Origin of the sequence: Actinomycetospora rhizophila, from assembly GCF_042657905.1 — a bacterium.
GTDB classification, from domain to species: Bacteria; Actinomycetota; Actinomycetes; order Mycobacteriales; family Pseudonocardiaceae; genus Actinomycetospora; species Actinomycetospora rhizophila.
On the sequence record NZ_JBHSKG010000012.1, the window covers coordinates 51620 to 65526 of the forward strand.

Here is a 13907-nt window from a genome sequence, read left to right on the forward strand (position 1 = left end):
CCGGTGGCGCGGACCCCGGTCGGGCGCGGTCCCGGGGTCCTGCCAGGGTGATCGCCGTGTCCGACAGCGAGGTGCCCCGCTGGCTCGCCGACCACGCCCGCCCGCTCGCGGTGGCGGACGACGACGTGCCCGCCGACGGGCTCGACGCCGTCGAGGCCTGGGTGCGGGCGGCGGCCGGCGCGCGGGTGATCGCGGTCGGCCCGGCCGTCGGCGGCACGCGCGAGCTCGCGCTGCTCGCCTGCCGGGTGATCGAGACCGCCGTCCGCGACGGTGTGGCCGGCACGGTCGCGCTGCAGGCCGGCGAGTCGGCGGCCACGGTGCTCGACGACCACGTGCGCCGCGGGACGGGCGCGGCGGGCGACGCGCTCGAGCGCCTCGGCTCGTGGAGCTGGAACACCCGCGAGGTGCTCGACCTCGTCCGCGTGCTGGCCGAGGTCCGCTCGGTACCGGTCGTCGGGATCGACCCGCGCCGGCCCGCGACCGCCGTCCGCGTCGTCGGCGCCTTCCTGCGCGCCGCCGCCCCGGACGCGCTGCCACCGGTGGCCGACGCGCTCGCCGACCTCGCGCTCGGGCACGGTGACGCGGCCTCCCGCGCGGCCGTGGAGCAGGTCCGCGAACGGCTGGACCGCGACGTCCCCGCGCTGGTCGCGGCGACCTCGCCCACGCAGCACGCCGAGGCGCTCCGCCACGCCGGGTTCCTGGTGCGCGCCGCCGAGCTCGCGGCCTGCCCGCCCGAGCGCGCCGACGCCGTCGCCTCTCGGCTGATGGCCGACGCGGTGATCGACGCCGTGGGGGGTGACGGTCGCCTGGTGCTGTGGGCGCACGCCGACCACCTCGTCGCGCGCGACGGCTCGCTCGGCGCGCACCTGCGCGAGCACCTCGGCGAGGGGTACCGCGCGCTGGTGCTGTCCGCGGGGTCGGGGTCGACCCGCGCGGTCCGGACCCGGCGCGTGCTCGGACGCGCGCGCACCCCGTCGGTGCACCGCCTCCCGCCCGCGCCGGCGTCGTCGCTGGAGGGCACGGTGCTCGCGGCGTGCCCGCGCGACCCGCTGGTCGACCTGCGCGCCCTGGGCGGACCCGACGTCCCGGCGGTCGTCGCCACCTGGGCGGGCGCGACCACCTCGCGGCGCTCGGTCGGCGACGAGGTCACGCCCGCCGCGCCCGCCGACGCCCTCGTGCCGTGCGTCCCGGCGACCGAGCTCGACGGGGTCGCCGTGGTGTCGACGGTGCGCCCGGGCTGGGTGCGCTAACCCCGGCTCCCGAGCACCGCCCGGCCGCGCGGCGAGAGCTCGTAGCCCACGGGCAGCGAGTGCGTCAGCCCCAGCGCCTTGAGCCGGCGGACGTCGGCCTTGAACGGCGCGGTCTCGCGGCCGAACGACGCGGCGAGGTCCGGGGCCCGCACGCCGGGCCGCTCGGCGATCGCCGCGAGCGTCGCCCACGCCCAGGGACCGTGCCCGCTGCGCGCGTCCATCGCGTCGAGGCGGTGGGCGACGGCGGCGAGGTCGTCGGCGTCGGGGACCGACGCGGCGAGCTCGGAGCGCGGGTCGGGCTCGTCGAGCAGGTGGAAGCGCACGCGGTAGAGCTCGGCGTCCTCGCCAGCGTGCCGGTCCGCCTCGGCGAGCATCGCCGCCACCGACGCGAACCCGGCGCGCCGCGCGTCGTCCGGCCCGAGGTCCTCGCGGTGGACGACGTCGACCTCGTCGACCTGCAGCCGTCCCACCGGTGTGCGGTACGGGCGGCCGGGCCGGACCTGCGCCCGCTTCCAGCGCCGGAACGTCAGGTCGACCTCGCCGCGCGCGATCGGCTCGGCGAACCGGAGGGCGAAGAGCACGGGTTCCCCGACCTCAGACCGAGCTGACGCCGACGACGATGAAGAAGAGCCAGAAGAGGATCCAGCCGACGATCGGGATGTAGCCGAGCACCAGGCCCGCGATCGTCATGCCGTGGCCGGTGTTCTGGCCGCTGCTCGTCTCGCGCCAGGCGAGGTGGCCGCAGATCACCGCGGCGATCGACGCGACGCCCGCGGTGAAGAACCCGAGGATCCCGCAGACCAGCGCGGCCACCGCCAGCCCGGACACCGCGGGGCCGGAGGGATACGCGCCGTAGGAGGCCGGCGTGTACGGGCCCTGCGGGTACGGCGAGTACGCCCCCGACGGGTAGCCGCTGTACGGGTCCTGCGGGTACGGCTGGCCGTAGGGGTCCTGGGCGTAGGGGTTCGGCTGGCCGTAGGGGTTCTGCTGCGCACGGTCGGCGGCGTACGGGTCGGAATAGGGCTCGAGCGCGTACGGACTCGGGCCGTAGGGGTCCGAGGCGTAGGGCGGGGAGGTCGACGGCGAGTCCGGCGACGGGGTGGGCGGCGGGGTCGGTGACGCCGAGGGACCTCCGGGCGAAGCGAAGGGCGCCGGGGTGTCCTGCCCGTCCCGGCCGTCGCGCTGCGGTTCCCACGGCGAGCTCACGCCGGGATCGTAGGACGGCGTCCCGATCTCCGGGGTGAAGACGACACACGGGACGAGCACGGGCTCCCGGCGCGAGCGGTGGGCGCGAGCGGCACGTCCGGCAGGGCGCGCGGCCCGTCGATCACGCGGAACGTGCCGCTCGCGGCGTCAGAGCGCCGGGACGACGACGTCGGCGTAGAGGTCGCCGTCGGTGTCGGCGACCGCCACCGGGCCGTCCTCGCCGTAGGGCGCGCCGTCGGTGATCGCGGCGTCACCGTAGCCGTCGGCGTCGGTGTCGAGGACGACCTCGTCGACGCGGCCGTCGCGGTCGTGGTCGGACACCGCGTACTCGTCGTAGCCGTCCTGGTCGCGGTCGGCGGAGGCGGTCTCGGCGTAGCCGTCGCCGTCGGCGTCGGTGGCCGTCGACTCGTAGTAGCCGTCGTGGTCGCCGTCGAACGAGGTCGCGCTGGGCGTGCCGGCCGGGAAGGCCAGGAGCCCGCCGTCGGCGCCGTAGGTCGCGCCGTCGTCGGTGGTGTAGGTGTCGGTGCCGGGGTCGCTCATCGTGTGCTCCCTTGCCGAGGGGATGACCTGATCGACCCTCTGACGGCGCGAGCGACCCGGGATGTTCCTGAGAGGGCTATGGCAGCCGGACGAAGGCCATCCGGCCCTGCGTGTCGACCCCGACGACGGCGCCGCCGGCCGCGTAGCGGTACACGCCGGTCCGGCGCTGCGGCGGCTCGCGCAGGGCGGCGAGGAGCGCCTCCCGGTTCTGCGGCTGGGCGAGCAGGGGCGCGACCTGCGCCCACGGCGCGGCGCCGACGGCCGCCGACGGCTGGTAGCGCTGCTCGACCGCCGGGAGGTCGCCGGTGCCGACCGCCGTGTAGAGGCCCTGGACCCCGGTGGCCACGGCCGCGGGGAGGGCGCGGCCGGCGGTGTCGGTGACGGCGGGGGTGCCGGCCGGCGCGGGCGCGGCTGCCGGGGCGGGTGCGGCGCTCGGGGCGGGCGGGGCCGGGGCGGGCGCCGGCGAGCTCGCCGGGCTCACGGGCGCGGTGACGAGGGTGAGCACGGCCAGGGCCGCGGCCACGAGGATCGCGACACCCAGGGCGGCGCTCGCGATCCAGGGTCCGCGACCGGCGCCGGCGCTCGCGGCCGGCGCGCTCACCGCCGCGACGCCGTGACGGGCTCGGCGTTCCCGGTGCTGCTCATGTCGCCTCCTCGATCGGCCCCGGCCGCAGTATCGGGACGGTCACCGACACGTGTTACCGCTGGCCGGGCAGTCTGCGTCACCCGGTCGTGGTTCGTACACCCCGTGCTCACGGTCGTGGCAGACGGGGCACGGCCGCGGCCGCCGAACGGGTGGCGTCGGCGCAGAGCTCCTCGACCGGTCGCGCGCCGAGCACCGACACCTCGAGCAGCTCGACGCGCTGGCCGCCGCCCGGGACGGTGTAGGAGCGCTGCGCGACGGCCGCGTCGCACGAGTCCCCGCGGGGCGTGACGGTGGCCGGGCGCCCGGCGATCTCCGTGGTCGGCGCGAACGCCGCGCGCCGCTCGACCCCCACGTCGACGACGGTGCCGCCGGGACCGCCGCCGCGGCGACACGACCAGCCGCCGACGCCGGGAGCGACGCGGTCCGCGTCGAGCCCGGGCACGGCGCGCAGGTCGTCGGGGGAGAGCACGGCGCAGGTGTCGACGGTGGTGAGCGCGGTGGGCGGGTCGGCGACCGGGCGCCGGGGCAGCGGGGTGCCGCGTTGCAGCGCGCGCACGGTCGTGTCGGTCGCCGCGTCGGCGGTGGCGCACGCGTCGGCACCCGATCCCGGCGGGAGGAGGGCGTCGACCGCGACCTGCACGCCCTCGGTGGTCACGACGGTGCGGGTGCACGACCCGGGCTGCGGGGCGGGGCGGCGCACGAGCAGCGGGCCGACCCGCTCCTCCGGTGCCGCGCTGACCGCGGTGGCGACGGGCTCGAAGGTCGCGACCACCGCGACGTCACCGCCCGGCGCGCGGACGTCGAGGGTGCAGGAGGCCGGGCTGCCGAGGTCCGGGACGATCCGCGCCGACCGCTCCGGCGCGATCGCCGCGGGGTCGAGCAGGGCGCACGGCTCGACGGTCGCCGGGTCGCCGACCGTCCCGGGGACGACCCGGTCGCTCGGCCCGGCCGCCGGCGCCGTCCCGCGCAGCAGCGCCACGGCGACGACCACCGCGACGAGCACGACGGCCGCCGCGACCACGCCGGCGACGACCGGCCCCCGGCGGCGCGGGGAGCCCGGACCGGCCACGGCGGGCGGCCGGGGGGAAGCGGGTGGGGGAGGCGACGGCGGCGCGGAGCGGCGGGTCGGGGCGGGAGCCGGGGGCGGCAGCAGGCCCACGCGGGCCGTCGGGCGGTCGGGGACGGCGGGTGTCCCGGGGACCGGCACCGTCGTGGCCCGGCTCGGCGACCAGGCCTCGGCCGCCACCGGGGTCGCGATCACCTCGGTGCGCCGGGGCGCGTCCCCGAGGGCCCGCAGGTCCGCCAGGAGCGCAGCGCCGAGCGTGCCCGGCGCCGCCTCGTGCTCGCCGGCCACCCGCTCGAGGACGGCGCGCAGCGCGCCGGCGTCGCCGGCCACCGGGACCGCGGCGAGGGTCGCGGCCAGCGCGCGGACGTCGTCGTCCTCGGCGGCGGGCCGGTCGTCGGGCCGCCGGCCCGAGGGGGCGCCGAGCAGCCAGGCCGACTCCGCCTCCCCGGGCCCGACGAGCACGACGTCCGCGCCCACCCGCCCGTGCACGAGCCGCGCCGCGTGCGCCGCCGCGAGTCCCTCGGCGAGGACCAGGGCGATCGCCCGCAGCCGCGGCCCCGGCACCGGGCCGGTCGCGGCGAGCCCCCGGGCGCCCGCCGGGACGTCGTGGACGAGCCAGAGCGCCTGGTCCCGGCCGGCCGCGACGTCCCGGGCCGGCGCGAGGCCGGGGTGCGGGTGCTCGGCGGCGCGCCGGACGTCGCGCGCGACGCGGGTGAGGGCACCGGGGCCCGTCCCGTCGAGCGCCACGGCGACCACGTCGCGGTCGTCCCACTCGTCGTGCGCCGCCCGGACGGCCGCGGTGACCGCGGCCCCGAGGCGGTAGTGGCCGCCCGAGAGCGGCTCTCCTTCCGTCACGGCAGGTCCTGATCGTTCCCTCGTGGCCCGGATCAGCCGCCGAAGGTGCTCCTGGCGCGGAACTGCACGGCCCCGAACACGGCGTTGGACTGCTCCAGGGTGCTGGTACGGATCTCCCAGCTGTAGTTCAGGTCCCGGTAGATGCCGGTGGAGTAGACGGTGCCGTTGGCCTCGGCGGTGTACAGCGGGCCCTGCTCGACCTGGCCGGCGCGCCACACGTCGAAGTTCTCGATGCGGGGCCCGAGCCGGGAGGTGTCGTCGTAGAAGGAGCGCGCCCCGGCCGCGTCGGGCCAGCGCGCGAAGATCACCCGGGCGCCGGGCGCGACGCTGGAGAAGTCGCAGATGTAGGCCTCCGTGGGGTTGGCGCCGGTGGTGGTGGTCAGCTGGTCCTGCGGCGTGGTCGGCCGGCAGGTGGACGCCGTGACGTCCGGGAAGACCTGCGACATCGTCGCCTGGCCCGCGGGCGCGGTGGAGCCGTTGCCGCCCGAGGTGCCGCCACCGCCCGAGCCGCCGGTGACCGGGGGCTGCGCGTTGGTGGTGACCGGGCCCGGGGTGGGCGTCGGGCCGGAGTCCTGGTTGAGGATCACGACCGCGCCGACCACGACCACCAGCAGCAGCGCGGCGACACCGGCGATGATCCCGACGACCTTGCCCTTGCCGCTCTTCGGCGGCTGCGGCGGCTGGCCGTACCACCCCTGCGTGCCGCCGCCGCCGGGCGGCGGCGGGTACTGCCCCGTGCCGTAGCCGGGCCCGTACGGCGCGGTGCCGGGCGCGTAGCCGGGCTGGCCGTAGCCCTGGGTGCCGCCCGGCTGGGTCGGCCCCCACGCGGCCGGCGCGGGCTGCGGGCCGGAGCCCTGCGGCGCGCCGAACGGCGACGGACCCTGCGGGCCCGACGGGTGCTGCGGCGACTGCGGCGACTGCGGTGTCCAGGGCTGGGCGGCCTGCGGGCCGGAGGTCTGACGGGGACCGGGGACCTGGGTCGGCGTGGCGCTCTGCGGACCCGACGAGCCCGCCCCCGCAGCTCCCGCGGCACCCGCGGCCCCGGCGACCGCGCCGATCCCGAGCGCGCCGGCTCCGGCGGCGGTGTTGCGGGTGGTCGCGTCGTCCGTGCCGACCGGCGCGTGACCCGAGACGGGGCCGGCCTCGCCGCCGACGGCGCGCACGGCCGCGTCCGCGAAGTCGCCCGCGGTGGCGAAGCGCTGCGCCGGGTCCTTGGCCATCGCCTGCGCGAGCACCGCGTCGAGGGCGGGCGGCGACCCGGGCGCGACCTCCGAGAGGCGCGGCGGGGTCTCGTTGAGGTGGTCGTACATCAGGCCGGGGCCCTCGGACACGAACGGCGGGCGCCCGGCGATGGCCTCGAACAGCAGGCAGCCCAGGGCGTAGACGTCGACGCGGCGGTCCATCTCGCGGCCCACGAACAGCTCGGGGGCCATGTAGGCGAGCGTCCCGATCGCGGAGCCGGTGCCGGTCAGCGAGCTCTTGGTGTCGCCGCCCATGGCGCGGACGATGCCGAAGTCGACGAGGTAGACGAAGTCGCGGCCGCGGTGCTGGGTGATGAGCACGTTGGACGGCTTGACGTCGCGGTGGATCAGGCCGTCGTCGTGGGCGGCGTCGAGCGCGTCGGCGGTCTGACGGACGATCTCGGCGGCACGCCGCGGGTCGAGCCGGCCGTGGCGCTCGATCTCCTCGGCGAGGTCGACACCGGAGACCAGGCGCATGTCGATGTAGAGGCGGCCGTCGATGGTGCCGAAGTCGTGGATCGGGATGACGTGCGGCGACGACAGGCGCGCGGCCGTGCGGGACTCGCGGCGGAACCGCTCCTGGTAGTCGCCGTCGTCGGCGAGGCCGCCGTGGAGGCGCTTGACGGCGACGGTGCGCTGGCGGGAGGTGTCGAACGCGCGGAAGACCTCGCCCATCCCGCCGCGGCCGATGCGCTCCTCGAGGCGGTACGGCCCGAACGTCTCCGCGGGCTCGCCCGACGACGGCGGCGTCTGGCCCGGGGCCTCGGTGCTCATGCGGCGCTCTCCTGGATCGTGGCTCCCGGGGTGATCGTCGGCCCCGGATGAAAGTCACCGAGAGTATGTGCGATCGCCCGAGGGCAGGCCATAGCCCTCACACATTTCGTAGAGTTCCCTCACTCCATGTGACAACTCTGAGGGCCGGACCGGTCACCGTCCGGGCGGGAGCTGCGCGGCGGGCAGCAGGTGCATCGCAGGGAACATGCGGTTCGAGTCATCCAGCGAACGGGTGATGATGTCGAACGTGTAGGGCCGATCGGCGTACGCGGCGGTGGCGTAGACGGTGCCGTCGGGCGCAGCGCGGCGGTGCAGCGGTCCCTGGCGCTGGTCGGCGCCGTGACCCCACACCGTCATGCCGTCGAGGCTCGGACCCCAGGTGCGCTGGTCGTCGTGCCACTGCCGGGCGTCCGCGGCGCTCGACCACTCCGTGTAGTAGACGAACCCGCCGGGCACCGCCGCGCCGTAGTCGCAGATGACCACCGCGACGGGCCGGGCGCCGGCCGACGTCACGTACTGGTCGGCACCGACCGGGTACGGCCCGCAGTGCCCCAGGGCGGCGACGTCGGGGAACGCCGCGGCCAGGGCGCCGGTCGGCGCGGCCGGGACGGCGGGGGTGGCGCCGTCGGCGGCCGCGGTGGCGGGCGCGGCCGCGCTCGACGTCGCCCCGGGCGGCCAGCCGATGACGACCAGCATCCCGAGCACCCCCAGCAGCCCGACGACCAGGCCGCCGGCGGCCCAGACGGCCAGGCTCCACCGGCGCCGGGGCGGGGACACGGGGGCGGGAGCGGGGTGCCCGCCGGTGCGGGGCGCGGGGCTCGGCCGGTCGGCACGGGGCACCGGACCCCACGGCGCGGTGCGCGGCGACGGTGACGGTCGCTGCGCCGGGACCGCGGTGGGCACGAACGACCGGTCGACCCGCTCGTCGTCGCGGACCGGGACGTAGCGCCGGGTCCCCGGTGACGAGGTGACGGTCATCGTGTCCTCCCGGCGCGCGGGTCGAGGCGCCGCAGGAGCAGTGCGGTGACGACGACGAACAGCACGGTGACGCCGGCGAGGGCGCCGAGGTCGAACAGCCATGTGCCGGCGGTGTGGTCCCACAGCGGCTCGGCGTCGGTGTAGGGCGGCGGGACGCCGGGGCCGGTGCGCACCCCGATCGTCGAGGCGCCCATCGCGAAGCCCCACCGCGCCGGCACGAACCACGACAGCTGGGCGAGCACGGGGCTGTCCTGGATCTGCAGCAGCGCGCTGGAGAGGATGAACTGCAGCATCGCGAGCAGCACGAGCAGCGGCATCCCGCGGTCGGCGTTGTCGATCCACGCCGACACCGCGAGCCCGACGGCCATGCTCGCGACGGAGACCCCGGCGATCGCGACGAGGATCTCCAGGCGGGGGTCGCCCAGCACGACCGCCTCGTCGGGGGCCGGCCGGCCGATCTGGCCGAGGACGCCGAGCACGATGCCCTGCAGGCCGGTGACCACCCCGAGGACGACGACCTTGGACAGCAGGTAGGCGTGGCGGGACAGGCCGATCGCCCGTTCCCGGCGGTAGATCTCGCGTTCCTTGACGAGCTCGCGGATCGAGGCGGCCGAGCCCATGAGCGCGGCGCCCACCACGAACACCATGAGCAGGCTCTGCGGCGCGCCCTGCACCCCGCGCAGCTGCTCGGCCATCGACAGGCCGGTGTCCACCGGCAGCGCGTGCGACAGCGCCGCCAGCAGCAGCGGCAGCGTCACCATGAAGATCGTGTACTGGCGGTCCGCGGCGATGACCGCGAGGTAGCGCCGGCAGAGCACCGCGAACTGGGCGATCGCCGACTGCTGGCGCGGCGGCGGGGCCGTGACCGCCGGCGTCGGGGCGGGGGCCGCGGGCCGCGTCGGCGGCGGGGTGCCGATGTAGCGCTCGCCGAGCGGTGAGCGGCGGAACCGCTCCGCCCACTCGGCGCCGGACTGCCGCTCGAGCAGGAGGAACAGGTCGGCGAAGTCGGTGACGCCGAAGTAGGTGAGAGCTTCCTGCGGCGGGCCGAAGTACGCGACGGTGCCGCCGGGCGCGAGCAGCAGGAGGCGGTCGCAGGCGTCGAGGTTGGCGACGTTGTGGGTCACCACCACGACCGTGCGGCCGTCGTCGGCGAGGCCGCGCAGGGTGCGCATGACCGACTTGTCGAGGCCGGGGTCGAGGCCGCTGGTGGGCTCGTCGAGGAAGAGCAGCGAGGGGCGGGTGAGCAGCTCGAGGGCGACGCTGGTGCGCTTGCGCTGCCCGCCGGACAGGGAGTCGATGCGCTGGTCGGCCTGCCCGTCCAGGCCCAGCTCGCCGATCACCTCCTCGATGCGCCGGTCGCGCTCGTCGGCGGTGGTGTCGGACGGGAACCGCAGGCGGGCGGCGTAGGCGAGCGCCCGCCGCACGGTGAGCTGGGGGTGCAGGATGTCGTCCTGCGGCACCAGACCGATGCGCTGGCGCAGCTCGTCGTAGTCGGCGTAGAGGTCGCGGTCGGCGTAGGTGACGGTGCCCTCGTCGGCGGGGCGGAAGCCGGTCAGGGCGCGCAGCAGCGTCGACTTGCCGGCGCCCGACGGCCCGACCACCGCGAGCAGGCTGTTCTCCTCGAGGGCGAAGCCGACCCGGTCGAGCAGCGTGCGGCCCTTCCCCGTGCGCACCACGAGGTCCTGCGCGCGGAACGCGATGGCGCCGGCGTCCTCGCGCTCGACCAGCCGGACGGATCCGTCGTGGCCGCCGTCGAGGTGGAACAGCGCGTGCCCGATGCCCACGAGCATCCCCGGGCGCAGCGCCACCCGGCGGATCCGCTGCCCGTCGACGTAGGTGCCGTTGGGGCTGCCGAGGTCGATGAGCTCCCAGCCACCGGCGCCGTCGGCGACCAGCTCGGCGTGGTGGCGCGAGACGAGCAGGTCGCTGACGACCACGTCGTTGTCGGTCTCGCGGCCGATGCGGATACGGGCCCGTGCGGTGGCGACGGGGGTCGTGGCCGCCGGGGCGGACGGGGTGGACGGGCCGGCCGCGGGGGCCGGCAGCCGGTGCACCGCGGAGAGCCGGCCCTGGCGGCTCGGGCCGTCCGGCTCGAGGTCCGGCGGGAGGTCCGGCGGGAGGTCCGGCCGGTGGTCCCGCCGCTCGGGGCGCGGCCGTGACGGGCGGGCGGCGGGCGGGACGAGCGGGGCGAGCATCGGCACCGGCGGGGCGCCCGGGTCGGCGCTCACCGCCCGCAGCGACAGGTGCACCTCGGGCCCGCCGACACCGAGCGTGAGCGTCAGCCGGGGTGTGGCGCCGGGGGAGAGCCGCAGCTGCTGGAGCCGCTCGCCGTGGACGTACACCCCGTTCTGGCTGCGGTCGAGCAGCTCCCAGCCGGTCGGCAGCGGCCGCAGCTCGACGTGCACGCGCGAGACGAGGGGGTGGACGACCTGGAACCCGGCGGCCTCGTCCCGGCCGATCGTGAGCGGTCGCCCGGGCGGCACCACGAGGCGGCGGTCACCGTGGGCGAGCTCGAGCTGCGGTGCCGTCAACGGCCTGCCGCGCGCCGCTCGACGACCTGCGGCCGGCCGTTGCACGGGCTCCACGGGATGCACCGGGTTCCTCCCTCGCGGCCGGGCTCCACAGCCCGGCGACGTCACCTCCCTCGGCGCGCGTGCCCGAGATGGTGACAGTCTGTGTCCACGAGGGGGGACTCATCCAGAGGGTTCGCGATAATCGCGTCGATCTATCACGTCCGGTGACCGGTGGCGGCCGAGCGGGTGGCCCCGCTCACGCCGGACGGGGCAGCGGGGCCGTGACTGAACGGCGCGCCGGGGCCGCCTCGCCGGCCGCGCCGGGCCGCCGGGCGCCGAACGGCGACGCGAACGGACGCGTCAGCGGGTCGCGGCGCGCCGTGTCGTTGTCGATGGCGTGCACGTGGCCCGTGACCTGCACCGAACCGACCTCCGCGAGGCGGCGGTGCACCCGGTCGAGGCGGGCGCGCAGGGCCGCGGCGTCGTCGGCCTTGCGCTGCCGGGCCCGGCGGGTGTGGCGGGGCCCGACGGACGGCGTGCCCTCGCCGGCGGCGCCGTCGTGATCGTCGACCGTGGCCACCGCGGTGAGGGCGGCCGGGCGGGGGGAACGGGTGGTGGTGGTCGAGCGGCGGAACATCGTGGATCACGTCCCTCGGTGCGACGGGCCGACGTACGGTCACCCTCTGCATCGAGCGCCACGCGGCCGCTCTTGATCGGCCGTCCGGTGGACTCCAGCTCCGGCCCACATCAACCGAAGGGACGCGTCACCCTCGCGACGAGGCGGGGCGGGCGGCGGCTAGAACAGGCCGTCGAAGAAGCCGTCGTCGCCGGAGCCGTCGCCGGTGTCCCCGGTGCCGCCGCCGTCGCCGGTCCCGGACGTGTCGCCGCCGTCGCCGCCCTCGGTGCCGCCGCCCGACCCGGACCCGGTGTCGCCCGAGCCGCTCGACGGGGCGCCCGAGGAGGGGCTCGCCCCCTCGCGGACGACGCTCACGGTCACGGTGCTGCCGCGCGGGACGGCGGTGCCGGCGCCGGGCTGCAGGGTGACGACGGTGCCGGGCGCGCCGCCGCTGTCGACCTCGCGCACCGAGATCTCCAGCCCGACGCCCTCGAGCGTGGCCTCCGCGGAGTCCCGCGAGCGGCCGACCACGTCGGGCACCTGCAGCGTGGCCCGGCGCTGGCCGATGACGAGCTCGATCGCCTCGCCGGGGGCGCGCAGCGAGCCGGGCACCGGGTCCTGCCCGACGACCTGGCCGACCTCGGTGGGGTCGCTCGTCTCGCGCAGGCGCGGCACGGGGGTGAGCACGAGCCCGGCGCCCTCCGCCGCCACCCGCGCGGCCTCGGGGCTGCGCCCGACGAGCAGCGGCACCTGCACGAGGCCCGGGCCGCGGCCGATCCGCAGGGTCACCGCCGACTCCTCGTCGACGCGCTGCCCGACGTCCGGCGAGGAGCCCACGACGCGGTCGACCTGGTCGGGCGGGGACGCGGTGGGCACGATGATCGGCGCGAGCCCCACGTCGGCGAGCGCGCGGACGGCCTCGTCGCGGGTGAGCCCGACGAGGCGGGGCACCTCGCTGTCGGACGGGCCGAGCAGCCACCACCCGCCGCCGAGCAGGACCGCGAGGGCGACCCCGAGGATCGCGAGCCTGCGCCGGGGCCGGGCCGGTGCCGCCGCGGCATGCGCCCCGGTGCGCCCGCCGTCGGCGGCCGCCCGGCGCCCGGAGCGCCCGAGCTCCGGCGTCACGAGCGTCTCGGCCGTGTCGGCGGTGCCGGAGCCGTCGTCCCGCCGCCGCGCCCGGCGCCCCGGGTCGGTCCACCGGCCGGTGTCCCAGCCCCGGCCGGGGTCGTCGTGGTCGTGCTCGCCGAGCACGGCGGGCGCGTCGGGGCGCTCGCCGGCGAGCACGCGCAGCAGGTCGGCGCGCATGTCCGCGGCGCTCGGGTAGCGGTTGTCGGGGTTCTTGGCCATCGCGCGGCGCACGACGGCCTCGAGCTCGGACGACACCACGACCCCGGGCGGAGTGAGCGTGGCCAGCAGCGGCGGGTCCTCCCGCACGTGCTGGTAGACGATCGCCACCGGGCTGTCGGCGGTGAACGGCGGCTCGCCGGTGAGCAGCTCGAAGAGCACGCAGCCCGCGGCGTAGACGTCGGCGCGGGCGTCGACCTCCTGGCCGAGCCCCTGCTCGGGCGAGAGGTACTGGGCGGTGCCGATGACCATGTCGCCGGTCAGCGCCGGGCCGGTCTCGGTGAGCGCCCGGGCGATGCCGAAGTCCATGACCTTCACGACGTCGCCCGGCGTGATCATGATGTTGGCGGGCTTCACGTCGCGGTGCACGACGCCGCTGTCGTGGCTGTAGCCCAGCGCCGCGCAGACGTCGGCCATCACCGCGCAGGCACGCTCCGGGGGCATCGGCCCGTGGACGCGCAGCAGGTCGCGCAGCGTCGACCCGCTGACGTACTCCATGACGATGAACGGCAGCCCGACGCCCTCGGCGGCCACCTCGCCGGTGTCGTAGACCGCGACGATCCCCGGGTGGTTCAGCCCCGCCACGTTCTGGGCCTCGCGCTCGAAGCGCAGCCGGAACGAGGGGTCGCGGGCGAGGTCGGAGCGCAGCACCTTGACCGCGACCTCGCGGCCCAGGCGCACGTCGAGCCCGGCGTGCACGTCGGCCATGCCGCCACGGCCCAGGCTCGGGCCGAGCTGGTACCGCCCGGCCACCAGCGTCGCCTGCGACATGCGCTCCTCGTGCCTCCGCTCACTGCTCGGTCTCGCCGGGTCCCGTGTCCGTGGCGCCCAGCATCACCCGGACGGGTCCAACGGCGCGGGAGCGGGTCGGCAACGGC

11 protein-coding genes are annotated in these 13907 nt (G+C 77.4%); 1 reads left to right on the forward strand and 10 read right to left on the reverse strand.

Annotation, left to right across the window (positions count from 1 at the left end; genetic code table 11):
- Positions 1 to 56 precede the first annotated feature (56 nt).
- On the forward strand, positions 57 to 1250 hold the full coding sequence (locus ACFPK1_RS21035) for an erythromycin esterase family protein (protein ID WP_378022901.1): 1194 nt from the start codon (positions 57 to 59) through the stop codon (positions 1248 to 1250).
- On the opposite strand, the gene ACFPK1_RS21040 is transcribed toward ACFPK1_RS21035, so the two are convergent.
- The 10 genes from ACFPK1_RS21040 to pknB form a co-directional block, all read right to left on the reverse strand.
- Positions 1247 to 1831, reverse strand: a complete 585-nt coding sequence (locus ACFPK1_RS21040) for an ASCH domain-containing protein (RefSeq protein ID WP_378022902.1) — start codon at positions 1829 to 1831, stop codon at positions 1247 to 1249. The two genes, ACFPK1_RS21035 and ACFPK1_RS21040, sit on opposite strands and share 4 nt — an antisense overlap.
- Positions 1832 to 1844: 13 nt before the next feature.
- A complete protein-coding gene (locus ACFPK1_RS21045; protein WP_378022903.1) occupies positions 1845 to 2456 on the reverse strand; it encodes a DUF4190 domain-containing protein in 612 nt (203 codons plus the stop codon).
- 147 nt (positions 2457 to 2603) lie between these two features.
- On the reverse strand, positions 2604 to 2996 hold the full coding sequence (locus tag ACFPK1_RS21050; RefSeq protein ID WP_378022904.1) for a hypothetical protein: 393 nt from the start codon (positions 2994 to 2996) through the stop codon (positions 2604 to 2606).
- A 76-nt stretch (positions 2997 to 3072) separates the two neighbouring features.
- A complete protein-coding gene (locus ACFPK1_RS21055) occupies positions 3073 to 3597 on the reverse strand; it encodes a hypothetical protein (RefSeq protein ID WP_378022905.1) in 525 nt (174 codons plus the stop codon).
- A 151-nt stretch (positions 3598 to 3748) separates the two neighbouring features.
- On the reverse strand, positions 3749 to 5563 hold the full coding sequence (locus ACFPK1_RS21060; protein ID WP_378022906.1) for a hypothetical protein: 1815 nt from the start codon (positions 5561 to 5563) through the stop codon (positions 3749 to 3751).
- 32 nt (positions 5564 to 5595) lie between these two features.
- Positions 5596 to 7578 carry a serine/threonine-protein kinase gene (locus tag ACFPK1_RS21065; RefSeq protein ID WP_378022907.1) on the reverse strand — a complete coding sequence of 661 codons (1983 nt, stop codon included), beginning with the start codon at positions 7576 to 7578 and terminating at the stop codon, positions 5596 to 5598.
- 153 nt (positions 7579 to 7731) lie between these two features.
- On the reverse strand, positions 7732 to 8556 hold the full coding sequence (locus ACFPK1_RS21070; protein WP_378022908.1) for a hypothetical protein: 825 nt from the start codon (positions 8554 to 8556) through the stop codon (positions 7732 to 7734).
- Positions 8553 to 11087, reverse strand: coding sequence for an ATP-binding cassette domain-containing protein (locus ACFPK1_RS21075; RefSeq protein ID WP_378022909.1), 2535 nt, complete (start codon positions 11085 to 11087; stop codon positions 8553 to 8555). Before ACFPK1_RS21075 ends, ACFPK1_RS21070 begins: the two co-directional genes overlap by 4 nt.
- 238 nt (positions 11088 to 11325) lie before the next feature.
- Complete coding sequence (locus tag ACFPK1_RS21080) at positions 11326 to 11706, reverse strand: hypothetical protein (RefSeq protein ID WP_378022910.1); 381 nt, start codon at positions 11704 to 11706, stop codon at positions 11326 to 11328.
- A 159-nt stretch (positions 11707 to 11865) separates the two neighbouring features.
- On the reverse strand, positions 11866 to 13800 hold the full coding sequence (gene pknB, locus ACFPK1_RS21085) for a Stk1 family PASTA domain-containing Ser/Thr kinase (protein WP_378022911.1): 1935 nt from the start codon (positions 13798 to 13800) through the stop codon (positions 11866 to 11868).
- Positions 13801 to 13907: the final 107 nt, after the last annotated feature.